At 49.3% G+C, this 26,598-nt stretch carries 30 protein-coding genes, 1 tRNA gene, 1 riboswitch and 1 other annotated feature; of the genes, 15 read left to right on the forward strand and 16 right to left on the reverse strand.

All coding sequences use genetic code 11. The features are described from left to right. Positions 1-1,188 (forward strand): M14 family metallopeptidase, encoded by a 1,188-nt coding sequence (locus H615_RS0116015; protein ID WP_027956089.1) that lies wholly within the window; start codon positions 1-3, stop codon positions 1,186-1,188. A gap of 32 nt (positions 1,189-1,220) precedes the next feature. Here the strand turns inward: H615_RS0116015 and H615_RS0116020 are convergent, their stop codons facing one another. The 4 genes from H615_RS0116020 to H615_RS21525 form a co-directional block, all read right to left on the reverse strand. Then, positions 1,221-1,568: a hypothetical protein gene (locus tag H615_RS0116020; RefSeq protein WP_027956090.1), complete on the reverse strand. Its 348-nt coding sequence runs from the start codon at positions 1,566-1,568 to the stop codon at positions 1,221-1,223. A gap of 444 nt (positions 1,569-2,012) precedes the next feature. Further along, positions 2,013-3,389 carry an argininosuccinate lyase gene (argH, locus tag H615_RS0116025; protein WP_027956091.1) on the reverse strand — a complete coding sequence of 459 codons (1,377 nt, stop codon included), beginning with the start codon at positions 3,387-3,389 and terminating at the stop codon, positions 2,013-2,015. Continuing rightward, positions 3,382-4,614, reverse strand: coding sequence for an argininosuccinate synthase (locus H615_RS0116030; protein WP_027956092.1), 1,233 nt, complete (start codon positions 4,612-4,614; stop codon positions 3,382-3,384). Before H615_RS0116030 ends, argH begins: the two co-directional genes overlap by 8 nt. A 54-nt stretch (positions 4,615-4,668) precedes the next feature. Continuing rightward, positions 4,669-4,889, reverse strand: a binding site (T-box leader). Between the two features lie 130 nt (positions 4,890-5,019). After that, entirely contained in the window at positions 5,020-6,675 is a 1,656-nt protein-coding gene (locus tag H615_RS21525) for a lactate permease LctP family transporter (protein ID WP_051254757.1), read from the reverse strand. 172 nt (positions 6,676-6,847) lie between these two features. Further along, positions 6,848-6,892, forward strand: a riboswitch (PreQ1 riboswitch). An 85-nt stretch (positions 6,893-6,977) separates the two neighbouring features. Between H615_RS21525 and queC the strand changes: the two genes are divergently transcribed. The 3 genes from queC to queE are packed head-to-tail and all read left to right on the forward strand — an operon-like array spanning position 6,978 to position 8,831. After that, positions 6,978-7,640: a 7-cyano-7-deazaguanine synthase QueC gene (queC, locus tag H615_RS0116040; RefSeq protein WP_027956093.1), complete on the forward strand. Its 663-nt coding sequence runs from the start codon at positions 6,978-6,980 to the stop codon at positions 7,638-7,640. Positions 7,641-7,642: 2 nt separating this feature from the next. Then, positions 7,643-8,110 (forward strand): 6-carboxytetrahydropterin synthase QueD, encoded by a 468-nt coding sequence (gene queD / locus H615_RS0116045; RefSeq protein WP_027956094.1) that lies wholly within the window; start codon positions 7,643-7,645, stop codon positions 8,108-8,110. Beyond that, positions 8,100-8,831 (forward strand): 7-carboxy-7-deazaguanine synthase QueE, encoded by a 732-nt coding sequence (gene queE, locus H615_RS0116050; protein WP_035532505.1) that lies wholly within the window; start codon positions 8,100-8,102, stop codon positions 8,829-8,831. The genes queD and queE overlap by 11 nt, the downstream gene beginning before the upstream one ends. Positions 8,832-8,992: 161 nt before the next feature. On the opposite strand, the gene H615_RS0116055 is transcribed toward queE, so the two are convergent. The 11 genes from H615_RS0116055 to trpE form a co-directional block, all read right to left on the reverse strand. Beyond that, entirely contained in the window at positions 8,993-9,946 is a 954-nt protein-coding gene (locus tag H615_RS0116055) for a bile acid:sodium symporter family protein (RefSeq protein WP_027956096.1), read from the reverse strand. Positions 9,947-10,044: 98 nt separating this feature from the next. After that, positions 10,045-11,289, reverse strand: a complete 1,245-nt coding sequence (locus H615_RS0116060) for an L-lactate MFS transporter (protein ID WP_027956097.1) — start codon at positions 11,287-11,289, stop codon at positions 10,045-10,047. A gap of 124 nt (positions 11,290-11,413) precedes the next feature. Further along, positions 11,414-11,486: transfer RNA gene (locus tag H615_RS0116065), tRNA-Ala, on the reverse strand. Between the two features lie 353 nt (positions 11,487-11,839). Further along, positions 11,840-13,252, reverse strand: a complete 1,413-nt coding sequence (locus tag H615_RS0116075; protein ID WP_027956098.1) for a sodium:solute symporter family protein — start codon at positions 13,250-13,252, stop codon at positions 11,840-11,842. Between the two features lie 358 nt (positions 13,253-13,610). Further along, positions 13,611-14,192: an anthranilate synthase component II gene (locus H615_RS0116080; RefSeq protein WP_027956099.1), complete on the reverse strand. Its 582-nt coding sequence runs from the start codon at positions 14,190-14,192 to the stop codon at positions 13,611-13,613. 32 nt (positions 14,193-14,224) lie between these two features. Then, the gene (gene trpA / locus H615_RS0116085; protein ID WP_027956100.1) at positions 14,225-15,028 is read right to left on the reverse strand and encodes a tryptophan synthase subunit alpha; all 804 of its coding nucleotides are present in this window, start codon (positions 15,026-15,028) and stop codon (positions 14,225-14,227) included. A gap of 1 nt (position 15,029) precedes the next feature. Next, positions 15,030-16,223, reverse strand: coding sequence for a tryptophan synthase subunit beta (gene trpB, locus H615_RS0116090; RefSeq protein ID WP_027956101.1), 1,194 nt, complete (start codon positions 16,221-16,223; stop codon positions 15,030-15,032). Then, the gene (locus H615_RS0116095) at positions 16,204-16,860 is read right to left on the reverse strand and encodes a phosphoribosylanthranilate isomerase (protein ID WP_027956102.1); all 657 of its coding nucleotides are present in this window, start codon (positions 16,858-16,860) and stop codon (positions 16,204-16,206) included. The genes trpB and H615_RS0116095 overlap by 20 nt, the downstream gene beginning before the upstream one ends. Then, the gene (gene trpC, locus H615_RS0116100; protein WP_027956103.1) at positions 16,857-17,618 is read right to left on the reverse strand and encodes an indole-3-glycerol phosphate synthase TrpC; all 762 of its coding nucleotides are present in this window, start codon (positions 17,616-17,618) and stop codon (positions 16,857-16,859) included. Before trpC ends, H615_RS0116095 begins: the two co-directional genes overlap by 4 nt. Next, positions 17,611-18,633 carry an anthranilate phosphoribosyltransferase gene (gene trpD, locus H615_RS0116105; protein WP_027956104.1) on the reverse strand — a complete coding sequence of 341 codons (1,023 nt, stop codon included), beginning with the start codon at positions 18,631-18,633 and terminating at the stop codon, positions 17,611-17,613. Before trpD ends, trpC begins: the two co-directional genes overlap by 8 nt. Further along, complete coding sequence (gene trpE / locus H615_RS0116110; RefSeq protein WP_027956105.1) at positions 18,630-20,135, reverse strand: anthranilate synthase component I; 1,506 nt, start codon at positions 20,133-20,135, stop codon at positions 18,630-18,632. Before trpE ends, trpD begins: the two co-directional genes overlap by 4 nt. Before the next feature lie 429 nt (positions 20,136-20,564). On the opposite strand from trpE, the gene sigY reads away from it, so the two are divergent. From sigY to H615_RS21890, 10 genes are all read left to right on the forward strand, one after another. Beyond that, positions 20,565-21,083, forward strand: a complete 519-nt coding sequence (sigY, locus tag H615_RS0116115) for an RNA polymerase sigma factor SigY (RefSeq protein ID WP_051254758.1) — start codon at positions 20,565-20,567, stop codon at positions 21,081-21,083. Next, positions 21,076-21,393, forward strand: coding sequence for a YxlC family protein (locus H615_RS0116120; RefSeq protein WP_027956107.1), 318 nt, complete (start codon positions 21,076-21,078; stop codon positions 21,391-21,393). Before sigY ends, H615_RS0116120 begins: the two co-directional genes overlap by 8 nt. Continuing rightward, entirely contained in the window at positions 21,390-21,602 is a 213-nt protein-coding gene (locus H615_RS0116125) for a hypothetical protein (protein WP_027956108.1), read from the forward strand. Before H615_RS0116120 ends, H615_RS0116125 begins: the two co-directional genes overlap by 4 nt. Beyond that, complete coding sequence (locus tag H615_RS0116130) at positions 21,599-21,796, forward strand: hypothetical protein (protein WP_027956109.1); 198 nt, start codon at positions 21,599-21,601, stop codon at positions 21,794-21,796. Before H615_RS0116125 ends, H615_RS0116130 begins: the two co-directional genes overlap by 4 nt. Then, entirely contained in the window at positions 21,777-22,103 is a 327-nt protein-coding gene (locus H615_RS0116135) for a YbjQ family protein (RefSeq protein ID WP_027956110.1), read from the forward strand. Before H615_RS0116130 ends, H615_RS0116135 begins: the two co-directional genes overlap by 20 nt. A 2-nt stretch (positions 22,104-22,105) precedes the next feature. Further along, positions 22,106-22,318 carry a PLD nuclease N-terminal domain-containing protein gene (locus H615_RS0116140; protein WP_156896510.1) on the forward strand — a complete coding sequence of 71 codons (213 nt, stop codon included), beginning with the start codon at positions 22,106-22,108 and terminating at the stop codon, positions 22,316-22,318. Continuing rightward, on the forward strand, positions 22,315-23,232 hold the full coding sequence (locus tag H615_RS0116145) for an ABC transporter ATP-binding protein (protein ID WP_027956112.1): 918 nt from the start codon (positions 22,315-22,317) through the stop codon (positions 23,230-23,232). The genes H615_RS0116140 and H615_RS0116145 overlap by 4 nt, the downstream gene beginning before the upstream one ends. Beyond that, the gene (locus H615_RS21530) at positions 23,210-23,986 is read left to right on the forward strand and encodes an ABC transporter permease (RefSeq protein WP_035532506.1); all 777 of its coding nucleotides are present in this window, start codon (positions 23,210-23,212) and stop codon (positions 23,984-23,986) included. Before H615_RS0116145 ends, H615_RS21530 begins: the two co-directional genes overlap by 23 nt. A gap of 105 nt (positions 23,987-24,091) precedes the next feature. Continuing rightward, positions 24,092-24,862, forward strand: a complete 771-nt coding sequence (locus tag H615_RS0116155; RefSeq protein ID WP_051254748.1) for an SDR family NAD(P)-dependent oxidoreductase — start codon at positions 24,092-24,094, stop codon at positions 24,860-24,862. Between the two features lie 86 nt (positions 24,863-24,948). Next, positions 24,949-25,467, forward strand: coding sequence for a DUF6241 domain-containing protein (locus H615_RS21890; RefSeq protein WP_051254749.1), 519 nt, complete (start codon positions 24,949-24,951; stop codon positions 25,465-25,467). A gap of 22 nt (positions 25,468-25,489) precedes the next feature. Here the strand turns inward: H615_RS21890 and H615_RS0116165 are convergent, their stop codons facing one another. Then, complete coding sequence (locus H615_RS0116165) at positions 25,490-25,891, reverse strand: GNAT family N-acetyltransferase (protein WP_027956114.1); 402 nt, start codon at positions 25,889-25,891, stop codon at positions 25,490-25,492. A gap of 201 nt (positions 25,892-26,092) precedes the next feature. Here H615_RS0116165 and H615_RS0116170 point away from each other — a divergent pair, with 201 nt between their 5' ends. Beyond that, positions 26,093-26,557 (forward strand): hypothetical protein, encoded by a 465-nt coding sequence (locus H615_RS0116170; protein WP_027956115.1) that lies wholly within the window; start codon positions 26,093-26,095, stop codon positions 26,555-26,557. Positions 26,558-26,598: the final 41 nt, after the last annotated feature.

Here is a 26,598-nt window from a genome sequence, read left to right on the forward strand (position 1 = left end):
TTGGACGTACAAGTAAGAAAAGGGGATTCGCTCTGGTACTATGCCGGACTTTTCAATCTTCCCCTCCCACTGCTCATGGATTCCAATCCCGGCCTCGCGCCTGAAGCTCTTCAGATTGGTCAGACCATCAAAATTCCCGGCTGGCGTACTTCTACGTATACGATAGCGCAGGGGGACACGTTGTGGAAGCTGGCCGGTGAACACCGTCTCTCATTAGATGCACTGTTTCTTTTAAACCCGGACGCAGATCCCGAAGCGCTCCAGATCGGCGGCTCCCTGCTCATCCCGGCACGTGTATCGATCCGGATTGTTAATGGAAACCGCCCCTACACGTCTGCTGTATTATCAGAGGACCTTCGTGCCCTGTTTGACCTTTATCCGTTCATACAACGGTCCGGCATCGGACAGTCGGTCATGGGAAAAGAGCTTCAGGAACTGCGGATCGGCCGAGGGAACGAGTACGTGCACTGGAACGGATCCTTTCATGCCAATGAGTGGATTACAACCGGAGTCATCATGCAGTTTCTGAATGATTATTTACTTGCGCTCACCAACAAAGAACCGATCCGCGGCATGGATGTCCAGCCATTTTACAACCGGATTACCCTGTCTATCGTACCGATGGTGGATCCGGATGGCGTAGATCTTGTCCTGAACGGTCCTCCTGAAGGAGAGTTTGGAGAAGCAGCGCTTGCTATTAATGAAGGAAGCCGGGACTTTTCCGGATGGAAAGCGAATATCCGTGGTGTGGATTTGAATAATCAATTCCCCGCCAAATGGGAAGTTGAAGCAGAGCGTAAACCTGAAGAACCTGCGTTCAGGGATTTTCCAGGCTATCAACCTTTAAGTGAACCGGAGGCTGTGGCAATGGCGGAGCTTGCCAGGCAGAGAAAGTTTTCTAAAATGCTTGCTTTTCATACGCAGGGAGAGGTCATTTACTGGGGATATGAAGGGCTTGAACCTCCTCGGTCCATGTCCATAGTTAAAGAATTCAGCCGGGTGAGCGGCTATGAACCGATTCGTTTCGTGGACAGTTATGCCGGCTACAAAGACTGGTTCATCCAGGATTTCCGCCAGCCGGGATTCACCGTGGAACTCGGTCAGGGGGTCAATCCGCTCCCTCTCGAGCAATTTGATGAAATCTATCAGGAAACCATCGGTATTTTCCTTGCCAGTCTCTATATGTAAAAATCCCGTGCGGGGAAAGCCCCGCATGGGATTTATTGATCATCCAGTTCGTTTCGATCCATATGTCCATCATGATCTTTAATCACCGCAACCGCCCGTTCATACTCTTCTTCCTTCACGGAAAAATGGAGCACATGAGTCAAATGCCTTTTATCGGATAAGGCTTCCTCACGGTCGTGCTTTGGAGTGATGACCTCTGTAAAATTAAATGTCCCGCCGCCCGTATTGGCAGAGCCCGCTACAGGAACGACCGGTGTCAAGTCCGCATCTTCCGGGATGGCCTCCACCATTTCCTGTTGAATGGACAACGACTGCAGATCGGCTTTAGCGCTTTCGGCATCATTTTCTGTCTGGAAATAGGCTTGAACAGTTTTAGGCATTGTTTTCTTCCTTTCTCAATAGAGTTGGTATGAGTATAGTATCCTTAAGGAAACCCTTTCAAACCTCCATACAAAAAGAGCACCTGTCATCTCGACAAGCGGCCCTATGTCGTTGTGAATGGTCACGAGCCGTTTATCGGTGGATGCTTGCCGCGGGCACGGCTTCAGCTAACTTGGTCAAAAAGATCACTTGACCAAGTGGATCTTCAGCCCGTGCTGTTCCCGCAGGCGTCACCACCAAACACTCTTCGTAACCTGATCGAATGATGAACAGAAAACCCTCTATACATCATGCATCATCACAGGAGAAAAAAACTGGAGCCCTGAAGTCCATCAAAAAAGGCTGCCGAAAAAGTCTTCGACAGCTTTTTTCAATAGGATTCAAAAATGTGCACAAGTACAACACTTTGAAAACAAAAATGTTCTCTACGGGCTGAGCACCTCTTACTCGTAGAGGTGCTCTTTTGCCGTTTTAATCTGAACATGAACCTGTTCAAAGCCGGTGCCGCCTTCACTGTTCCTTGCAGCGACCACGTGTTCCGGAGCGAGCTTGTCATAAATATCCGCTTCGAACAACTCGGAAAACTGCTGGTACTCTTCCAGAGAAAGATCAAGCAGATAGCGCCCTTCCTGAATGGCGTACAGCACGATCTTTCCGATCACTTCATGCGCCTGACGGAAAGGCATGCCTTTCACAGCCAGATAGTCGGCAATGTCGGTGGCGTTGGAGTAATCTTCCTTCACCGCTTTTTTCATTTCTCCTGCCTTCACTTCCATGGAATCCAGCATCGGGGCAAGCAGAGCGAGCGCCCCTTCGAGAGTATCCACAGTGTCGAACATGCCTTCCTTATCCTCCTGCATATCCTTGTTGTAGGCGAGCGGCAGCCCTTTCAAGAGGGTCAGCAGTCCCATCAGGTTTCCATAAATACGTCCTGTTTTCCCACGAAGCAGCTCCGGCACATCCGGGTTTTTCTTCTGTGGCATGATGCTTGATCCTGTACAGAATTCATCATCAAGCTCAACAAAGTTGAATTCTTCACTGCTCCATAAAATCAATTCCTCAGAAAGGCGGGAAATGTGGGTAATCATAATTGATGCGATCGACAGAAACTCTAGAATAAAGTCACGATCGCTCACCGCATCCAGAGAGTTTGGATATACCTTTTCAAATCCGAGGAGATCCGCACTCATCTGCCGGTCGATCGGGTAAGGCGTTCCGGCAAGCGCTGCAGCTCCAAGGGGAGACCAGTTGATCCGCTTCAAGCTGTCCTGCAGACGGTCTTTGTCACGTTCAAACATCCAGAAGTAGGCGAGCACATGGTGGGCGAAGGAAATCGGCTGGGCCCGCTGCAGATGGGTATAGCCCGGCAGGATCGTTTCTACATTCGATTCCGCCTGCCCCAGCAGAGCCGTCTGGACTTTTTCCACAAGCTCAATGATGGCCTCCGTTTTTTCACGGAGGTAAAGATGCATATCGGTGGCGACCTGGTCATTCCGGCTTCTTCCGGTGTGGAGCTTCCCTCCGACAGGACCGATTTCTTCTATTAAAAGCTTTTCGATATTCATATGAATGTCTTCATCCGCTACGGAATATTCCACATCATCATTTTCGATTTTCCCTTGGATGGTGTGGAGCCCGCGGATGATCTGGTTTTTCTCTTCATTGGAAATAATGTCACAGTGAGCGAGCATCTCCACGTGAGCGAGACTTCCTTTGATATCCTGGAGGGCCAGCTTTTGATCAAAGCCGATCGAAGAGGTATACTCTTCGACCAGCTGATTGGTTGGTTTCGTAAAGCGTCCGCCCCACAGCTTACTCATTGACCTTCACCGCTGCCTGATCGATCAACTTCTTTTTATGCACATCAGCGTGGACTTTTGTCGGCAGTCCCCACAGCTTGATGAAACCGACCGCTGCGTTGTGATCAAACGCGTCTTCCTTGGAATACGTGGACAACTCTTCATTGTAAAGACTAACCGGTGACTTCTTCCCGATGACGATGGCATGGCCTTTAAATAATTTCACTTTCACTGTTCCAGTGACCACCTGCTGGGTCGTTTCCACGAAGGCGGACAGTGCCGGCTGAAGCGGAGAATACCAAAGACCGTCATAAATCATCTTGGACAACTGCTGATCCACGTTCGTTTTGTACTGGGATACTTCACGGGTCAGTGTAAGGAATTCCAGTTCTTTATGGGCGTTGATCAAAATCATCGCTGCCGGATTTTCGTACACTTCTCTTGATTTGATTCCGACTAAACGGTTTTCGGTATGGTCGATTCTTCCGACACCATGCAGACCACCGAGTTCATTCAGCTTTTCAATCAATGGCACAATGTCCATTTCTTCCCCGTTCAGGGCAACCGGCTTCCCTTCCTTGAAATCGATATCAAGGATTTCAGGTGTATCCGGTGTTTTTTCCAGCGGGTTGGTCCAGGCGTAAGCTGCTTCCGGTGCTTCCTCCCATGGATCCTCCAGGACACCGGCTTCGCAGGCACGGCCCCAGATGTTGGCATCGATGGAAAACGGATTCTCCAGATTCACAGGAACCGGAATCCCTTTTTCCTCTGCATAAACGATCTGCTCATCACGGGTCATCCCCCACTCTCTGACAGGAGCAATGACTTCAAGCTCTGGATTCAGAGCCTGGATGGAAACTTCAAAACGAACCTGATCGTTCCCTTTGCCTGTACAACCGTGAGCGACTGCCACTGCCCCTTCCTGTTCCGCAACCTCTACGAGAAGCTTGGAAATAAGTGGACGGGACAAGGCAGAAGATAACGGATATTTACCTTCATACAAGGCATTGGCTTTCAAGGCAGGCATCAAATATTCTTCTGCAAGGATTTCTTTGGCATTGACCATGATGGCCTTGATTGCTCCGACATCCAGCGCTTTCTGACGGATGGCCTCAAGATCCTTCCCTTCTCCAACATCCAGCCCGAGTGCAATCACATCATATCCATATTTCTCCTGGATCCATTTCACTGAAATCGAAGTATCCAATCCACCAGAATAAGCTAATACAACCTTTGGTTTTGTCATTATAACGTCCTCCTTCATATTTTTGTCCATAAAAAAACCCGTCTCCTACTAATCGTAAGAGACGGATTTTATCGTTCACATCCGCGGTGCCACTCTCATTGTCTATGAAACATAGACCAGCTCAATACTGATAACGGGGGATCCCGGTTCCGGCTACTCGCGTTCACCAAACTTCTCGGAAGTGCGTTTCCCTATGAATGGCCATCAGGCTTCCACCAACCCCGACTCGCTGTAAGACCAGCATCCATACGTACTTTCTTCGTCTTCGAATGTATTTTTATTATTTATTGTTTATAATTATACAAAATATACAGAGGAAGTCAACAAGCAAATCTTAAAAACTTTACTTTTATTCTTTGAAAACGGCCCGCTTTCCGGCGGACCGTTTTCACAACCACACACGAATTAAAAGAGATAAACAGCGGCCATTCCAAGCATCCCCGCCATTGCTACATAGAGGAGCATCGGAATCATCGTCAGGCGTATAATCGTCCCTTCCTCGCCAACGAGGTTTACGACAGAAGCCGCGGCAACGACATTAAGGATACACACCATATTCCCCGCATTGGAACCGAGCACTTGAAGAGCTGTCACCTGCTGCGGAGCCACTTGGATCTGATCCGCTACGCTGAATTGGAATAAAGAAAACATCATATTGCTGAATGTCGCACTGCCGGATATGAAGGAACCGAGCGCACCAATTACAGGCGCGGCCAGCGGCCAGGCTTCTCCGACAGAAGCAGAAACAATCTCGGCAAGCTCCATCGGCATACTGGCAAGCCCCGCATCGTTCACGCCGGAGTTGATGAAGATCCGCACCATCGGAACAGCTGTGCCCAGTGCTACAGCACTCCCAACCATGGTATGCGCAGACGTTTTCAATGTTTCCAGCACTTCCTGTTTTCTCATCCTGTGATAAAAAATAGTGAACAGGACAGCAGCGGCAAAAATCGTTCCGGGCAGATAGAATGGCTGGAAGGATGTCGTAATGCCTGTCCCTAAAATATCGTTCCACGTAACAGATACAGAGGTCAGCCACCCCTTCAGAGGAAGAACGTTCACACGAGTCAGAACGAGCAGGACAGCAACAACGATATAAGGAACCCATGCTTTGTATAAAGGCATTGTTACAGCGTTGGCGCTGATTTCCTCCACCTCTTCATCTTCCTCTCTTTTTCCGAAATCCCATGGTTCATCCGGGAGAAGAAATCCTTTTTTAGCCGCCGGGACGACGACCGCTAAACCGACAAGGCCGCCGATGATGGACGGAAATTCCGGTCCAAGCAGATGAACGACAAGTAAAGCAGGAAGCGTAAAGCTTACCCCGGCGAAAAGGGCAAACTTCCAAATCTGAAGACCTTCTCTTAAGGAGCGGTTTTCACCGAAAAGCTTCGTAAGAATCAATACGAGCACAAGGGGGATAAAACTCCCGATAAACAAGTCCATTAGAACGGCAGATTGAGCGACCTCATATACAAATTGTGTTAACGTCTGACTCCCAAGGGCCTGCTGGACTGGTTCGGCCACCGCTTCTCCCTGTCTCAACCCTTGATCCACTCCTACAATTAACGGTGTCCCTACGGCTCCAAAGGATACTGCACTGCTGTCCGCAATCAAAGCAAGAGAAACTGCAGCGAGTGCCGGAAATCCGAGTGTCAGAAGCAAAGGCGCAGCAATCGCGGCAGGCGTTCCAAATCCGGCCGCTCCTTCAATGAAGGACCCGAACAGCCAGGCGATAATAATCAGCTGGACCCTGCGGTCACTCGTAATCCCGGAAAAACCGGTACGAATCACTCCGAGAGCGCCGCTGTTTTTCAAAGTATTCAAAAGAAGCACCGCGCCAAATACAATCCATAATATAGACGCAGCGATCATGATTCCTTCAAGGGACGCCGCAGCCGCCCTGATCAAAGGCACCTTCCAAATGAAGACGGCGGATAAAGCAACGACAAGGAGACTGACCGGCATGGCACGCACGGCCGGAAAACGGAATAAGACCAATAGAATAAAGACGGCAGCCACCGGCATCAGCGCCGTAAGTAATTGAAGAATTGTCATCATACCCACACCCTTACCTCTTGATACTTTTATTATAAGGGAAAAGACTGGGAAAGAGAGTGACTACTTTGTGAAACATTTCACAATATGCATCTTTATGAATCTCAGAAATTTCTGTAACCCTGCTTTCAGATGTGATACAATGGCAGGTAGTTTCATAAAATCTGCTGAATAAGCAGGAGAGGTTCTAGCGACACCCTCTATAAAAAACTAAGGATGGAACTGTACCTTGCCTTAGGTGCGGTTTTTTTATGGTTTTGGGTGTGTAGAATTCTCTTTTTCATGATTGAAAGGAGAATTTTTTTATGGAAAAAAATAAGAAAGCCGTCGTCGTGTTCAGCGGCGGGCAAGACAGCACGACCTGCCTTTTCTGGGCTTTAGAACAGTTTGATCACGTGGAAGTGGTCACTTTTGACTATAATCAGCGTCATAAACAGGAAATCGAAGTGGCAGAGGAGATCGCCGGAGACCTGGGTGTCCGACAGCATGTGCTCGACATGTCCCTGTTAAATCAGCTTGCACCAAACGCTCTGACCCGGGACGATATCGAAGTGAAGGACGGAGAAGACGGAGAACTTCCTTCCACGTTCGTACCAGGAAGAAATCTTCTTTTCCTATCTTTCGCTACCATTCTCGCACGTCAGATTGGTGCCAAGCACATTATTACTGGTGTATGTGAAACGGACTTCAGCGGGTATCCCGACTGCCGCGATGTGTTTGTTAAATCGTTGAACGTTTCCCTTAACCTGTCGATGGACGATGAATTCGTCATCCATACCCCGCTCATGTGGCTGGATAAAGCGCAGACGTGGAAAATGGCCGATGACCTGGACGCCTTTTCCTACGTACGCGAAAAAACACTCACCTGCTATAACGGTGTCCGTGGTGACGGATGCGGAGAGTGCCCGGCCTGCCAGCTGCGCAGACAGGGACTTGAAAATTACCTCACTGAGCGGAAGGAGGCGTGACGATGTACGGATTTACAATTGTGGAAAACCTGCAGAAAATCGATGAAGATATTAAGCGCCATGAGTTGAAATACCACCAGAAGCGGGTGATGGTCAGCAAGGAGTTCACGTTCGACGCTGCCCACCACCTGCACTGTTATGAAGGGAAATGTAAAAACCTTCACGGCCACACGTACAAAGTCATCTTCGGTATCAGCGGCTATACGGATGAGATCGGCCTTGTGATTGACTTCGGAGATATCAAGAAAATCTGGAAGGATGAAATTGAAATCCACCTCGATCACAGATACTTGAACGATACCCTTCCGCAGATGAATACAACGGCGGAGAACATGGTCGTCTGGATTTATGAAAAAATGCAGGAGTCGCTTCGTTCCTACCCGAATGATTACCGCGTTGAATTTGTAAAGCTGTATGAAACGCCGACAAGTTATGCGGAAGCACGACGGGAGTGGATGAATGATGCATAAGTTCCCTGTGCTCGAAATTTTCGGACCGACCATCCAGGGCGAAGGGATGGTCGTCGGCCGGAAAACAATGTTCGTCCGGACAGCCGGCTGTGATTACAGCTGCGCCTGGTGCGACTCTGCCTTCACGTGGGATGGCAGTGCCAAAGAGGATATCGAACGCCTGACAGCTGATGACATCATCGACAGACTTGTAGAAGCAGGCGGTGACTGCTTCGATCACGTCACCGTCTCCGGCGGAAACCCTGCCCTTTTGAAAAACCTGCATGAGCTTATTGAGCCGCTCCACGAACGCGGCATTGAAGTGGCCCTTGAAACACAGGGAAGCCGCTGGCAGGACTGGTTTGTGGACATCGATGATTTAACCATTTCACCAAAACCGCCGAGCTCGCTGATGACAACAAATTGGGACATATTGGATGACATCATCCAGCGGCTGGAGCAAAACAAACGCTCCTCCCACGTAAGTTTGAAAGTCGTCATTTTTAACGACGAGGATCTGACGTATGCGGAAACCGTGCATCAGCGGTACCCGGACGTCCCCTTCTTTTTACAGGTCGGCAATGATGACCTTGTAGAAGAGAAACCGGGGAACCTTGCCTCCCACCTGCTTGACCAGTATGAATGGCTGATCGACAAAGTGACGGCTTCGAAAAACCTGAATCATGTACGCGTGCTGCCTCAAGTGCACGCCCTCGTCTGGGGAAACAAACGAGGCGTATAAAACAAGCGTCCGCTATTGAAGCGGGCGCTTGTTTCCGTAGTTCTGATGCCGGATATCGGTCAATCAGATCGATATATCGGTCTTTTCTTGAATATATCGATCCATATTAGTGAGATATCAACTTTTTTCCGGATATATCAGCCAAATCTGCATGATATCGATTAACCGGCCTCTTTTACCCGTACCGCCCGCTTTTCGAAAAATTTCCCGGCAAACGAAGCGAGCACCTGCTGAAACAGCATTCCGACGATGACCGGCACAGCGGCCGCTGCGGGAAAGTATGTAATCGCGATAACGGCTCCTCCACTTATGTTGCGCATACCACTGTTGAACGTAAGCGATAGGACACTCTCGTTTTCAAGCTTCGCAAGCTTTGCCGCCCAGAAACCGAGTGTGTAGGCCGCTACTGCGAGAAGGAAGACGGTCAGCGCTGTCGCTGCCAGCTTGCCGTTCATTTCTTTCAAGTAAGGAGCGACCGCTGAACTGTTGATCATCACGACAGAAGCAATGCCAAGTTTGGTTGTGGGAGCCAGGCTCCTCTCCAAACGCTCCGTCCACTCCCTTTTTCCCCACTGGTTCACACACATCCCGGCTATGGACGGGATCACAATCATCCAAAGCAGCCCCATCATAATCGCCAGAGCATCCATTTCCACCGCATTCCCGACAAGCAGTTTCATGACGATCGGAACGATAAATGGAGCAAGCATCGTGTCGACCAGAATAATCGACAGCGTCAGCACGACATTTCCTTTATAGATCGATACCCAGATCAGCGACGTAATCCCGGTTGGAATGACAAAGGATAAAACAAGCCCGATGGTTGTGTTCACATCCCCGCTGAAAAATAACGTTCCTGTTCCAAGGGCAATGACAGGCATGAGAATATGTAAAACGAAGAGACAGATGATTAACCCTAAAGGGTGACGCAGCACCTTTTTCAAATCTGTAAAATTGGAACCAAGACTGCCGGCAAAGGTCATGACAGCAAAGATCCATGGTACAAGAAAAACAAGCGGTTCAAGCCACCTGGCGAAAATCACACCGAAAACGACAGCTACAGGTGTGATGGAGGGCATCAGCTTCTGCAGCAGCCGGTTCAACCTCTGAATCATCCTGCTCTCCCCCCTGACCTATCTATATATGAATTCCATTCTACGCCTCCCACTAAAAAAAGGAAACCCGGAGAATGAGTCTCCAAGTTTCCTCTCCATTACGCTGTACGTGATTCTTCCTTCAGTGCTTGGCGTTTCTGTTTTTCGTCACGCTTCGTTAAGATCGAAACGACGAGGGCGATCACAAACAGGCCGGCAAAATAGATCAGGCTGTTTTCATAACTGCCTGTCGTATCCTTCATCCATGCTGCAAACACAGGTCCGGCAAGGCCCGCAGCCGCCCACGCGGTCAAAATGTACCCGTGAATGGCGCCAAGCTCCTTCGTTCCGAACAGGTCGCCGATAAAGGCCGGCATCGCTGCAAATCCTCCACCGTAACAGGTGTAAATGACCGAAAACGCCACGACGAACACCCATGTAATGGATGTATAAGGCACAATCAGGAAAAGACCAATCTGCAGAACGAAAAATGCTAAGTACGTATTTCCGCGGCCGATATAGTCCGACGCACTCGCCCAGCCGATCCGGCCGAGACCGTTAAAGATCCCCATCACGCCCACAAGTGTCGCTGCTGTCCCAGCTGCTACACCGACACTTTCCTCAAGCAGCGGCTTGGCGGCGGAGATGACGGCGATCCCGCACGTCACATTAATAAAGAGCATCACCCATAAGTAATAAAAACGCTTCGTCTTGACCGCTTCCTTCGCCCGCATATTGGCGAGGTCCTGTTTATCCGAAGACTCCTGTTCCTCCGGGTCGTAGCCTTCCGGAACCCAGTCCTCCGGCGGACGGGACAGATACAGGGAAGAACCAATCATAACGACAAAATAAGAGATACCGAGAATGTAGAAGGTTGCGGCAATGCCTGTTTGATTGATAAAAAAGTTCATCAGCGGACTGGCAATCGCAGCGGCGAAGCCAAAGCCCATAATCGCCATGCCGGTCGCCAGTCCACGACGGTCCGGGAACCATTTAACAAGCGTGGATACCGGTGCGATATAGCCCACTCCAAGACCGATCCCACCAAGAACCCCATAAAAAAAGTACAGCAGCCAGAGCGATCCGGCCTGTACCGCAATCCCTGAACCTGCGACACCGATTCCGAAGAAAATCGCTGCTGTTATACCGGCCACCCGCGGACCGTATTTTTCTACAAACCAGCCAAGAAAAGCAGCAGATAAACCTAAAAATAAGATTGCGACACTGAACGTAAACTGCACCTGGCTGGCCGACCAGCCGAATTCCTCACTCAACGGCCCCGTAAAGTTACTCCACGCATACACCGATCCGATGGAAATATGGATGCCGACGGCACATAAAGCGATGAGCCATCTGTTTTTCACTTTCCTTTTCCCCATGCTGTCACCCCAATTTGTTAGATTAAAGGTCTTTTTCCTAAATTCTACATTTTCAAACAAAAAAACCCTTCTTACTACTGTAAGAAGGGTTTTAATTGTACTGTATAAGTGGAGCATAGCGGGCTCGAACCGCTGACCTCTACACTGCCAGTGTAGCGCTCTCCCAGCTGAGCTAATGCCCCGTATTTATTGAAGACAAGTATGATAATAGCATGTCCGTATTTCTTTATCAATACTTTTTGACAAAAAAATTCAAAAAAGACCTTCTGATTAAGATCAGAAGGTCTTTCCGTTCGCATATAGTGTATCGTTGTCACAAGGAGCGTTCGGTGGTGACGCCTGCGGGAACAGCGCGAGCCGAAGATCCACTTGGGCAGGTGATCTTCCTGCCCAAGTTAGCTGAGGCCGTGACCGCGGCAGGCATCCACCGATAAGCGGAACGTGACCACGTGACCTACGAAAAGCTATACTGGGAGACATGTTCTTTTTCTACAGCATGAAGACCTTCTGATTACAATCAGAAGGTCTTCTAGAATTAGGATGCACGCACGTCTGCGGCAGCCTGTCCTTTTTTCGATGTCACAAGGGTAACGATAATGAGTACGAGAACGGCTACAGGAACAGCGATAACGACACTATTGACGTCAAACGGCTTCTGCAGGACGATCTCCCATACAAGCGTTGTGACAACACCAGCAACCATGGAAGATACGCCACCCGCTGCGTTTACGCGTTTCCAGAAGAAAACGGCGAGAACAGCCGGCGTCAATCCGGCACCGTACACGGTATAAGCGTACATCTGCACACTCAGCACGGTTGGGAAATAGCTGATAATGATAAAAGCGAACAATCCAAGAGCTACGATAAAAATCCGCGTCATCGTGAGCAGCTTTTTATCGGAAGCGTCTTTATTTACATACTTGCCATACAAGTCGTAGGTTAAGTTGGTCGCTGCCGACAAAAGATACGAGTTTCCGGTCGTAATGATAAAGGACGCGGCAGCTGCCAGCAGGACTCCGCCGATAGCCATAGGCATAGCTACGGTTGTAGCCATAAGGGCCATTCCAGGATCAATGTCCGGGAATAAGGAACGGGAGGCAAAGGCGATGATAGAAATGGACGGCGAAATGATCAGCATCGCAATCAACCAGCCGATTTGAGCTCGTTTGGCTGACTTGTCCCCTTTGGATGAGGCAAGCCGCTGGTACATGTTCTGGTCACCAAGCAGAAGGAATAACGAAGGCAGCAGATAACCGATCATCTGCACGGTCGTCAATCCGCCTGTGGATGTCATGTGGCTTTCCGGAACATTGGCGACGATTTCACTCCACCCGCCGGCAACCATGATGATCGTAGGAACGGTCACAATCAGACCACCCACCATCAAGAAACCACTGATGGCATCTGTTTGGGAAACGGAGCGAAGTCCACCGATCATCGCAAGGAAAATGATCATTCCTGCACCGATGATTGTTCCTGCCTGAACGGTCATCCCTGTCGTCAAGTTCAAGATAAAGCCGAAGCCTTTCATCTGATAAGATACAATTCCTACATAAGCTAGAATGATAATGACACTCGCAAGGTTTCGGGACGTTCGTCCGTATTTCGCTTCCAAAATTCCTGACACGGTAAATTTCCCGTAGGCACGGATTTTAGGAGCTACGACATAAAGAATAATAATTCCGACCAACGTTGGGAGCATCATCATCAAGGAAGGCAGAATACCGTAAGAGAACGCCATCGACGTCTCCCCACCGGAAATACTTCCACTTCCTGTCCACGTAGCGAGAAGGGTTCCCATAAGAACAAAAGGTCCCAGACTTTTACCGGCAAGGACAAAGTCCTCACTTCCGGATACTTTCTTCGACATGAATACACCGATGCCGATCATTACAATCCCATAGATAGCAATAAACCATAGTAAAGTTGGATCTTGTTGCAATTCCATACTGACTGAATCATCTCCTGATGTTTTTTTACTGCTGGATTTCCTAGAGCATATGAATACCTATCCACCGGCCGGTGACTGCCCGTCTAACACAACACTTTATAACCTAACACAGTTTCAGCATTTGTGAAAACGCATTACCCCTTGGGAAAAAAGCGTTAATTCCAGGCGTTTCGGCGCTTGTTTCATCTTTCACAATCTTCGATAAGCGGGTTAAGGACACCATCTCAAAAAGTTGTCTTTTTGTTATGAAAGTTCAGTTAAAAAAGAAAAAGAGCGACAGAATTTTGTAGTAAAATTAGTTCTATAGTCCCAAATAAAAAGCCGGTATGAATGGACATACCGGCTTTCCTCTTTATTATAATAAAGCTTTCATCCGCTGTTCGATGACATTTTTAAGAAGCTGCATGCCATCATTCGTACCGATGGATTCGGGATGGAACTGCACGCCTTCCACAGGATATTCCAGATGGCGGATCCCCATGATTTCTCCTTCAACGGTGGTGGAGCTGATTTCGAAACAATCAGGAAGGGAATCCAGTTCGACAATCAGGGAGTGATAACGCATCGCTTCCATTGGATTATTCAATCCCTCATAAATGCCCCGCCCGTCGTGAAAGACGCGGGAGGACTTGCCGTGCATCAGGCGTTCCGCCCGGATGACGTTGCCACCGAATACCTGGGCAATCGACTGATGGCCCAGGCAGACGCCGAAGATTGGTGTCTTCGCCTTGAAATGGTCGATCACTTCAAGGGTGGCCCCCGTCTCATCAGGCGAGCACGGCCCGGGTGACAGGAATATCAACTCTGGATCCAGCTCTTCTATTTCTTCTATCGATGCTTCATCATTTCTGCGGACGACAACCTCTTTGCCGAGCTCCCCCAGGTACTGGACGAGATTGTACGTAAATGAATCATAATGGTCGATCATATAAATCACTCTGCTCACCTCCTCTCTGCTCAATCTGCATCTCAATCTCTGACGAGTTCCTGAATGCCTTTCGTAAAGCTCTCCAGGGCTTCTTCCTTCTGCCCTTTCTCTATAACATCAAGCTCCGCTTCGATAAGCCGGATAATCTTACTGCCGATAATGACACCGTCGGCATGTTCACGAACAAGCTTCACGTCCTCATTCGTAGAAATTCCAAATCCGACCGCCACAGGGACCTGGCTGTGCTCCTTCACTTTTTTAATGAAGGTTAACGCTTCTGCGGACATTCCGCTGCTTCCGCCGGTCACACCAAGGGAGGACACACAATACAGGAAGCCGCGGGCATGTTCTGCGATCTGCTGGATACGTGTATCTGAATTCGGCGCGACGAGGGAAATGAATTCGACATCCTTCTTAACAGCCATATTCCGCACTTCTTCACTCTCTTCAAAAGGAAGGTCCGGAATCAAAACGCCTTCCACGCCGTTTTCTTCAAGCAGGTTGAAGAAGTCCTGATGGCCGATCTGCAGCACAGGGTTGTAGTACGTGAAGATTACAACAGGAATCTCCACTCCGTGTTTCCGGAGTTCCGGAACAAGCTGGATCGCTTTTCTCAGAGACATGCCGGCGTTCAACGCCCGTTTGGCCGCCCGCTGGATCGTCGGCCCGTCAGCAAGCGGGTCGGAGTAAGGAACACCGAGTTCCAGAACGTCCGCTCCCTGCTCCTGCAGCCTCAGCGCAAATTCAATCGTATATTCCGGAGAAGGGTCTCCTGCTACGACGAACGGGATGAACAAGTTTTCGGTTTTGTTAAGCTTCCCTTGAAACGATGTTTTCGTCAGCATGTTAAACCTCCTCCTGGAAATGTTCCATCAGTGTTGCCATGTCCTTATCCCCGCGTCCGGACAAGTTGATAAGAATAGTCTCATCCGCTTCCATGCTTCCGGCTTCCTTGAAAGCCTGAGCAAGAGCGTGGGCACTTTCAATGGCCGGGATAATGCCTTCTGTCTGCGTGAGAAGCTTCAGAGCGTCCAAAGCCTCCTGATCCGTCACAGCTTCATAGCGGACCTGCTTTGTCTGGAAAAGGTGTGCATGTTCAGGTCCGATACCCGGATAGTCAAGGCCTGCAGAGATGGAATACGGTTCGGTAATCTGTCCGTTATCATCCTGCATCAAGTATGTCAGCGATCCATGAATGACGCCTGGTGTCCCTTTGGAAAGAGTCGCTGCATGTTCCGGCGTATCGATGCCTTTTCCTGCTGCCTCCACCCCGACAAGGGCACTGTCGTCCTGGAGGAATGGGTAGAACATGCCCATTGCATTACTTCCACCGCCGACACAGGCGTAAATGCGGTCCGGAAGATTTTCTTCCACCTCAAGAAACTGCCGTCTTGATTCGTCTCCGATGATGCGTTGGAAATCGCGGACCATCCGAGGATACGGGTGCGGCCCGACGACAGAACCAATCAGGTAGAAGTGATCTTCACAATTGGCTACCCAGTAGCGGATGGCTTCGTTCGTTGCATCCTTCAGTGTTCCGTTCCCACTGGAAACAGATACAACTTCAGCACCGAGAAGCTTCATGCGGAAAACGTTCAGCTCCTGCCTGCGGATATCCTCCTCACCCATAAATACGATACATTCCAGACCGAATTTGGCTGCGACAGTGGCAGAAGCGACACCGTGCTGGCCGGCTCCGGTTTCAGCGATGATTTTTTCCTTGCCCATCCGCTTAGCCAGAAGAGCCTGTCCGATTGCATTGTTCAGTTTGTGGGCGCCTGTATGGTTCAAATCCTCACGCTTCAAATAGATCTTCGCTCCGCCGAGATGCTCAGAGATTTTATCGGCATACGTCAGGGAAGTCGGACGTCCCGCGTATTCTTTGAGCACATGATGGTATTCATTTTGGAATTCAGGATCCGCCATAGCTTCGTCCAGAGCTTCTTCAAGCTCCTGGAGCGGGCCCATCAACGTTTCCGGTACGTATTTGCCCCCGAAGTCACCGAATCGGCCTTTAATATCAGGAAATGCTTGCAACATTTGCTTCCACCTCTTTCATAATCGCTTGTATGTTACCAATGTCTTTTTTATTTTCTCGTTCAATCCCGCTGGAAATATCGATGCCTTCCGGCTGATAATTCAACAGTTCTCCAACGTTTTGGGGCTTGATGCCTCCAGCGATCAGACAGGGCACTCCCTGGTCAAAAGCGGCATCCCTGTAGGCAGGGACCGCTTCCCAGTCAAATCGGACACCTGTGCCTCCGGATGCCCCCTCGACTTTACTGTCCACGATAAAACCGTCAGCTACACCTTTAAACACATCCATCTGTTCAAGACCTCCATCCTGATGATGGATGACCTTCCAGACAGGAAGACCAAAAGCCTCTTTGATCTGCAGCAGCTGGGAAACGGTCTCGTTCCCGTGCAGCTGAATGACATCCAGCGGCACGAAATGGAGAATTTCCTCCAATTCATCTATTGTGGGGTCAATGAACACCCCGACGAGCTTCTGTCGCGGACGGATTTTCTGAATCCAGCGACCTACACGCTCAGGGCGCACATAGCGCTTCGTCCGCTTCACAAAAATGAAGCCGAGATGAGAGGCTTTGGAGGAAGCCGTTTTCGCTGTGTCAGAAAGAGACTGGTTGCCGCACAATTTCACAATAGGCTCCCTCACCGGACCTCCACTCCTTCAAGTAGTGTATGCACTGCTTTTTTGATGTCATTCTGCCTCATCAGAGATTCTCCAACAAGGACACCCTTCGCCCCATACCCGGCGGCTTGTTGAACATCTTCGTTTGTGAAAATGCCGCTTTCCGAAACGAGCAGTGATTCCTCCGGCGCCAGAGCCGCCATCCGTTGGGTCTGCTTCAAGGATGTCTCAAACGTATGCAGGTTGCGGTTGTTGATGCCCAGGATTTTCGGTGTGAACTGGTTCAGTACTTTTTCAAGGGTCTCTTCACTGTGCACTTCCACAAGCACTTCCATCCCCAGCTCATAGGCCTGTTTATAAAGCTCGTGAAGCTTCTCCGCTTCCAGCGCCTCGCCGATCAGAAGGATGGCATCGGCACCAATATACGCACTTTCGACCACCTGAGCGGAATCGATAATAAAATCTTTTCTCATGACAGGAATGTCCACGACCTGCTTGATCTGTGTCAAATAATCGCGATGCCCCTGGAAAAAGTGCTGATCAGTCAAAACAGATATGGCATGGGCGCCTGCTTCGGCGTAATCATGCGCAATGCGGACAGGATTGAAGTCCTCACGGATGATTCCCTTGGAAGGAGAAGCCTTCTTCACTTCGGCGATCAGTCCGGATGGATCAGCCCCGTTCAACGCTTCATATAAGGAATGCCTTGGGAAGGACTGTTCCTCAGGCAGGTATATTTTTTCAATTTCCTGATGTTTAACGGCTAAGATGGTTTCAAGCATACTGGCGATTCTCCCTTTCTGACGCAATAGATTCATAGTACTCTTTGGTCCTGCCGGATTGAATGGCCTGCCGGACCTGCATAACACCGTCTTCCAGCGTTTCAGCTCTACCAGCCACATAAAGCCCTGCAGCGGCGTTCAACGTCACAATCGATGCGGCTGTCTCTCCTGCCCGGTTATACAGGACATCTTTAATGATGGCGGCACTTTCCTCGGTTTCTGTAATTTGAATGTCTTCAATGTTTCCTCTGGCCATACCGAAGTCTTCCGGTTTGACTGTAAAGCGGCGGATGTTCCCGCTCTTCATTTCCACAAGATCGGTTTCACCGGTAATTGTAATTTCGTCCAGACCGTCACGGCCGGTGGCGAGCAGGACGTGTTCGGAACCCAGCTTATAAAGGGTTTCAGCCATTTTTTCGGCATACGCTGTGTCATAGATTCCGATCAACTGACGTCTCGCATTGGCCGGATTGGACATCGGTCCAAGCAGATTGAACACCGTACGGAACCCAAGCTCCTGACGTGCTGGACCGGCATGCTTCATAGCCTGATGATAGAGAGGAGCAAACATGAAGGTCATTCCCTTTTCCTCGAGGGCTTTTGCCCCCTGCTCCGGTGTCGTATCAATCGGAACACCGAGAGATTCCAGAACATCGGCGCTTCCACTTTTGGAGGAAACTTTCCGATTGCCATGCTTGGCGACCTTTACGCCCATACTGGCAAGAACGAGCGATACCGCCGTTGAAATGTTAAAGGTGGACGCACCATCGCCGCCGGTCCCGCACGTATCTACGATGGAAGCATCGTCTACGTCCATCTTTGTCATGTTCTCACGCATGGCGCGGACGAACCCTGTCATCTCCTCGACGGTTTCCCCGCGGTAGCTCATGACACTCAGCATACTCATCAACTGTCCGGTTGTGGCTCCTCCATTCATGATCGTGTTCATCGTTTCAAAGGCTTCCTGCTCGCTCATGGACTCTCCGGCTACAACCCGGCTCAACGTTTGTTTCATCTCGTCTCCACTCCTTCTCGGCTCGAAAATACCTGCTCTGCTAACTCGATCGTTCTCTTCAAGGCACTGGCTTTGTTCAATGTTTCCTGATATTCAGCCTCAGGATCGGAATCGGCAACCACACCGGCTCCGGCCTGAATATATAAATTTTTATTCGTTAAAGTCATTGTACGGATGGTAATGCAGGAATCGATATTCCCATCAAAGCCAAGATAAAGGATGCCGCCGCCGTAAAGATTACGCGGTGTAGGCTCCAGTTCACGAAGGATCTGCATGGCCCTGACCTTCGGTGCTCCGGATAACGTTCCGGCCGGGAAGGAGGAAATAAGGGCATCGATGGGTGAAACCCCTTCCTTCAACTGCCCCGTCACCTTACTGATGATATGCATCACCTTCGAGAAACGCCCGATCGTCATATACTCACGAACTTCCACGCTTCCGAATTCAGCGACACGGCCGATATCGTTTCTGGCAAGATCGACAAGCATCCGGTGCTCGGCCAGTTCTTTTTCATCTGCAAGGAGTTCCTCTGCCAGCTGGTCATCCTCCTCCTGGGTCTGTCCGCGCCTGCGTGTTCCGGCAATGGGATGGATTTCAAGCTGTCCGTTCTGTACTTCCAGCAGCCGCTCCGGCGAACTTCCGATCACTTCGACATCCTCCATATTCAAGTAGAACATATAAGGAGATGGGTTCACTTTTCGAAGCACCCGGTAAAGCTCGAAGCCTGTACGGTCTGTAATGGTGTGGAACCGCTGGGATAAAACAGCCTGGAAAACGTCGCCGGCGCGGATGTACTCTTTGATTGTTTCCACATCCTGCTTGAATTTTTCCGGCTCATAGTTGCTGGAAAGGACGAGTTCCTGCTCCTCTCCCGATTCTTCACCAAGCATCAAATCTTCCAAATCACTGCCTTTTCTCAAACGGCTTGTAATCTCTTTGATGCGTGCCTTCGTCGTATCATAAACTTCCCGGGAGGATGATGGATCGTCGACCCTTCCGAATGAAAGAATCGTCGTTTCTTTCGTTTTATGATGATATGCGATCAAGGTCTGGCAGAACAGCAGATGGTAGCGGGCAAGATTCAAATCGTCCTGTTCTGCTGGTTCCACCGGCTCAAAATCTGAAATGGCATCATAGCTGATGTAACCGACACCGCCTCCTTTAAATGGAAGATCGATATCCGGCTGCTTCACCTCCAGATCGCGCACTACTTTTTCATAAGCGGCCTTGAAGGTCTCTTGGTATTCTTTTGTCTGAAGACGGTAATCTTCAATAAGAAACCGGCCGCTCTTCTCTTTCACCTGGACCATGGGATCGAGTCCAATGAATGAAAAATTCGACCACGGGGATTCCGGGTCCTGGCTTTCAAGCATAAAGACAGCTTCATCTTTCAATGCATGAAACATATGAATGGGTGTAATCGTATCTGTAAAAAAGGATTGACTGATGGGAATGGTGCGGTACGCTTCCGCATCGGTTTGAAATGTTTCGTAAGTGGTCATTCGCTCACCTCTCCATAAAGGGTTTATGGAGAACGAGACGTTGAGGAATGAAAAAATGAGTGGATGAAATAAAGGGGTTCGGCCAGGCAACCAACCAGCTCCGTACGTCCAGCGGTTCCTCGCTCTTACTCGGCTCTGCTCTGCTCATCCTATTCCTCAACTCAACTCATTCTCTTCTCAACTAACTTTGTATTCATTTATAAAATACTTTCTCACAGTCTATAAAATTCAGATAATAAAGTCAACCGGAGAATTTCCAGCAACTCTATTTCTACCCTAACAAACCGATGATGTTCTTTAAAGCTATCTGTTTATAAAAAAAGATACTGAACGGTGCCAGGAAAAGCACACCAAAAAAAGCCGGGATTTCTTTTGAACGCATCCGCATCCAGAGACGTCTTATATACAGGCGGGAAGAGAGGAATGATTATGGAAGCCAACGATTTGACACGTGCCAGGAATGGAGATGAAGAAAGTCTTGCCCGGATCCTGAAGGAACACTACTCCTTTGTGATGAAATATGTGTGGAAAATGTGCGGCGACGAACAGCTGGCCTATGATGTCACCCAGGACACACTCATGAAAGCCGTCCAAAAAATCGATCAATACCGGGGAACGTCCAAATTCTCTACTTGGCTGATCCGAATCGCCACCCATACGTATATCGATACACGACGAAAACAAAAGAGGAACGAAAGACTGGAGCAGCAGGAAAGAGAACGACTAAAGCAGCAGACGACGCATCAGCTTCCTGAAGAATGGTTTGACGTGCAGGAGGCTCTCTGGAACCTTGAGGAAAAGTACCGGATCCCCGTCCTCTTGAAACATTATTATGGGTTTGAATACAGGGAAATCGCTGACATGACGAAATCCAGAACCGGAACGGTGAAATCACGGGTGCATTATGGTATGGAGAAGCTGCGAAAGGAGTTGAATGAACATGGATGACAAGAAGAACCTTTCTTTGGAGGAAAAGCTGAAGCAGGGATTGCAGCAGATGGATCAGCAGCTGGATACGGAGGAACCACCTCTCCTGTACTTCGAAACGCTTGTGAGAGAGGAAAGAAAAGCATGGCATCAAAGGCTGTGGAAGGAATTGATGCTGTTATGGACGGCCGCTCTTTTGATGATCACTGGACTCGCGCTCAGCTTTTATTTCGTACCGGCCTTGTTCATCATCATTCAAGTAACAGCCGCTGCCGTGCTGCTTGGGTATGTGTGGAAGGAGAAAAGAGAAATGGTGATGATCAATAAATGAAGCATTATGGACCTGAAGAAATCCCTGTCTGGGGGTGGGGAATCATTGCCGCCATCCTGATCACCCAGAGCACCCTGTTGTTCATCCAGGCGAAAAAACGCGGGCGGACCCCCTGGCTGTGGGGCCTTGTCGGACTAATCCAATTCCCTGTCCCAACCATCGTGTTCATCATCCTGTGCAAAACAATCTGGAAGGATCCAACAGGATGAAGATGATCCTCATTGCGGCAGGTACAGCCGCTCAACTGGCAGCTTACGCTCTTATCCTGTTTGTGTCCATCTGGACGGGAATCGCTTTTCTACTCATCTCTTATGCAGCTTTCACACTCGTGATCATAAAGCTGTGGAAGGAAGCACAGGAAGAAAAAAAGGAGGAACATTGGAATGATTATCGTGACTACTGAATTTGTACCTGGATATGACGTTCAGGAAGTGAAAGGATTTGTGCGCGGCAGTACAGTCCAGTCGAAAAACGTGGGAAAAGATATTCTGGCGGGATTGAAGAATCTTGTCGGAGGAGAAATTAAAGATTATACAAGCATGATGGACAGTGCCCGTCAGCAGGCGATCGGCCGGTTGATTCAACATGCAGAGGAAAAAGGAGCGGATGCTGTCATCGCTGTCCGCCTGGAAACATCCTCCATCACGAATGCCGCTTCTGAAATTATGGCGTACGGAACAGCTGTCACTCTTTCAGTAAGGAGTTCGTGATGATGTCAGGGGTTGTGCATATGCTCACTGAAAACCTTCCTGTCCTCCTCCCTCTAGTTGTCATTCAAATCATTTTGATGGCGGCAGCACTTATCAGCCTGACAAGGACAAAAGAAACACGCGGGCCGAAGTGGATGTGGGTACTGCTGATTATTTTCGTCAACACGCTCGGACCTGTCGCCTACTTTATTTTCGGAAGGAGTGAGGAAAGATGATGAAGGTGGACAAACTTACGAAATCATTCGGGAAACACCATGTTGTTGACGGCTTGTCCTTTCAATTGGAAACGGGCAGATGCATGGCGCTTCTCGGTCCGAACGGCGCAGGTAAAACGACAACCCTGCGTCTGATGTCCGGGCTGCTTCTTCCTGATTCCGGAACGGTCCACCTGGAGGAATCACCAGGGGATATCCGTGCCCATATCGGCTATCTCCCCCAGCACCCTCAATTTCACGGCTGGATGACAGGCAGGGAATTCCTCCTTTATGCCGCAAGACTATCCGGTCTATCCAAACAGGAGGCCGGACGTCGTGCGGACTTGATGATGGACCGGGTCGGTCTGAAAGATTTCCAAAGCAAAAGAGTCAGCCGATACTCCGGAGGGATGAAGCAGCGCCTCGGCATTGCCCAGGCCATCATCCACCAGCCAAAGGTGCTGCTGCTTGATGAACCGGTATCTGCCTTAGATCCGATCGGCCGCCGGGAAGTCCTCGATTTAATGGAAGAGCTGAAAAAGGAAACCATCCTTCTCTATTCCACCCATATCCTGAATGATGCAGAAGAAGTCAGTGACGAAATCCTGCTCATGCATGAAGGAAAAGTTATCGAGTCAGGAACCATTGATGAGGTGAAATCCCGTCACCATATGGAGAAGCTCACTTTGAAATATTCAATCGACGGTGAAAAATGGAGGGACTATCTCAGCACATGGCCGGAGGTCAATCGTGTGGAGACGCACAAACAAACCCTTCACGTATATGTCACTGACAGCGGAACAGTCAGGAAGAGAGTGCTCGATGAAGCTTCCCGGAATGAGTGGCCGCTTGTCCACTTCGAAGTCGGACGGCCGACGTTGGAAGATTTATTTATAAAGGCGGTGAAAAATCATGCAGTGGATCACCATCTATAAAAAGGAATGGCTTGAAATGCTCAGGAATTACAAATGGATATGGGTGCCCCTTGTCTTTGTTCTTTTCTGTATCATCGACCCCCTTACCACTTATTATCTTCCGGTTATTATTGAAGCCACCGGAGGTCTTCCGGAAGGGGCAGTTTTTGACATGCCCACCCCGCCGCCTTCCGAGGTATTCATGATGAGCATTGCCCAGCTGAATACGCTTGGCGTCCTCGTGCTTGCGCTCATGACCATGGGGACCATTTCCGGAGAAAAGAAATCAGGGGTAGCGGAGCTGATTCTCGTGAAGCCGGTTTCTTACTTTTCCTATTTGACGGCAAAGTGGGCGGCGGCTTCCACCCTATTGATTCTTTCTGCTGCCATCGGCCTCACAGCGAGCTGGTATTACGTCCAGCTCCTTTTTGGAGATGTCTCCTTTTCGGCCGCAGTTGGAGTGATCTTCTTCTACAGTTTATGGATCGCATTTCTTACGAGCATCAGTCTATTTATGAATGCCTGGTCGCGCCTCCCCGGCCTCGTCTTATTTTTTACGCTGGCGTCGCTTATGATCATGAGCCTTGTTACCAGCTTGTTTTCCAACGACCTTGCCTGGAGTCCGGCACGGCTGTCCTCCTACCTTCGTTCTCTTCTCATTACGGGAGAAGTGCCTGTGGATTTATGGTACACCAGTCTGGTCACAGCCGCTCTTACCATCCTTCTCCTTTATGCAGGAACGAAACGTTTGAAGAAAAGCTCCAGGCTCTCCTGAATGTCAAAGGAAGACGAATGACAAGGAAGAAGAGTTGTACTCCTTTCCAATAGGGTATAGACTATTGTCAATAAAACTATTGGATTGTCTAAAGGAGAGATTTGCATGAAGCCGACTGCACTGATTACCGGAGCTTCCGGGGGAATTGGGTATGAACTTTCCCTGCTTTTCGCGAAGGCTGGTTATAACTTGATCGTTGTAGCAAGATCTGAAGATAAACTCGAGGATTTGCGAAATGAATTGGACGGCCACCCCGTTACCATTCTTCCACAGGATCTGTCTGAGCCGGGAGCTGCACAGGTTGTGTATGACAAAGTCAAAGAACTCGGCCTGAATGTGACTGTGCTCGTGAACAATGCAGGGTTCGGCCTGAACGGCCTGTTTGAGGAGCTGCCGCTTTTAGACCAACAGAAAATGCTGCAAGTCAACGTCAATGCACTCACAGAGCTCACCCACCTGTTTCTGCCGGAAATCAAAGCGGCCCGATTCCGCTCTATTCCAAAAGGGGTCCTGAATATCGCCAGCACTGCTGCGTTTCAGCCGGGACCGAAAATGGCCGTATATTATGCATCCAAAGCCTACGTCCTTTCCTTCTCCGAAGCCCTTGTTGAAGAATTGAAGGACACGAACGTCACGATCTCGGCGCTGTGCCCGGGCGCAACAGAAACCAACTTCTTCAAAACAGCTCAGGCAGAGCATACGAAGCTGGTCAAACAGACGATGACGCCGGAAGCTGTGGCCAAATCCGGGTTTGTCGGATTTGTCAAAGGCCGCCGTGTCATCATTCCCGGTCCTGCCAACCAGACGATGGCTTATGCGGCGAAACTGCTTCCTCGTTCCTGGGCTGCAAAAGCCGCTCATTATATGGATCAATAATTCTTATGTCCCAGACCTTTCCTCCTGCCGGTATCTCCTTTATACTTGATATATTGGAATAAAATTCTTAAACAGGGGGCAGAGGTATGAAGAAATGGATCCTATCCACCGCCCTTCTTCTGCTCGCAGCGGCCGGCACAGGCTGGTATTTGATGAGCACTCAGGCTGAAGCTATGACAGAACAAGAAGTCAAGGAAGCCGTAGAAAAATCCGCCGAGGAAGCGGAGGAAAAGCTTCAGACCTATGAGGAAGAAGGGAAAAATCCGTTCGGCAATGAAAAAAGACAAAACGAACTGACAGATTCCGATTATCAAAGCTACATCCACTCCATGTCCCACCAGAAAGTGAAAGCCGATAAAAAGTGGGGATTTACAACCATCCACCCGGAACGTATTGACTGGCTGCTTGAGGGCCTGGATCAGACCACGCTTACTCATAAACAGACATATGAAGAAATCCTGACGAAATGGCACGCAGGTGATTTCTCAACGGCTGATGAGGACCATAACCGGATCTGGACGCTTCAGAACGGGAACGTCGGCAAAGCCACAGGTCTGCTCTCTCCTCAGGAAGAAGCCCAGTTAATGCAGAAACGAAAAAACTGACCCGCTCCGGGGTCAGTTTTTTTTACATTTCTTCTGCTGCTTTACGAAAACCATAGAACGAGCGGTAGCCTGAATGAGAATAGTAGCCTTCCGAGCTTTCTGTAGCCAGCATGTCCACGCGGGCGTTCGGATAGCATTCATGGGCGGTGCTTACAAGCTGTTCGGCAATTCCCTGCTTGCGGCAGGATTCCTTAACGAGGAGTTCACAGATGTACAAAGTGGTCGTCCCGTCGGTCAATCCTCTCAAATAACCGACGAGTTCTCCGGATTCATCCACGGCCACGAGGGCAGGTTCCGAATTGATCCAGGCGCACAGCGTTTCTTCATTATGCTGCACAAGCCCCTCCCATCCTTCTTGTTGATTCAACTGATGAACACTATCAAAGTCTTGTTCGCGAAACGAGCGGATTTGAATGGATTCCATCGTTTCCTCCCTTTCTTTTCCAAGTTTTCTCCTGTTAAGTTTACCAGTCTGTCTATGATGAAGCCTGATCTCTTTACTCTATTATACGATACAATTCCCTATTCGTTTCATTCTATGTGTCTTTTTTTCGTCAATGATGAGAGAAAAGTATGATAAAATAAGAGCGATTGTTTTCTTATCGACACAAGGAGTGGAATGACTATGAAACGTTGGTTGATGCTGACAGGATTATTATTTCTGGCTGCCTGTTCCTCACAAAATTTATCCTACGAAGATTTAACCGCTGCTTATCCCGAGGACTTCGCAGCCCCTGTCCAGAACCTTTCTGAAGCACAGCAGGAAAACCTTGGCCTGCCTTCTGATATGCCTTTTGAAGTGACCATGGTGGAATCCTCTGTTGGAGAAAGTGAAGCAGAGGTAACCTATACATCCGATACCGAACAAAAAGCCGTTATTACGACCTTATACAGTCCTGGAAACATCCTGCAGGAATCCGAACTGCAGGTACCATTGGATTCCGGAGCGCTGGCAGGCGTACTGGAAAAGGATACACATGTGTTTGTGGAATGGTATGAAGGAGAAGAAGATATCATATATCAGGTCGAATATTACGGCCCTGCTGAAGAGCGTTCGGAAAAAGCTGTGGAAATCGCCAATCATTTATAAAAGCTGCCGGGAAACCTTCCCCGCAGCTTTTTCATGTGGTA

Origin of the sequence: Halobacillus kuroshimensis DSM 18393 (assembly GCF_000425705.1) — a bacterium.
Taxonomy (GTDB): Bacteria; Bacillota; Bacilli; order Bacillales; family Halobacillaceae; genus Halobacillus; species Halobacillus kuroshimensis.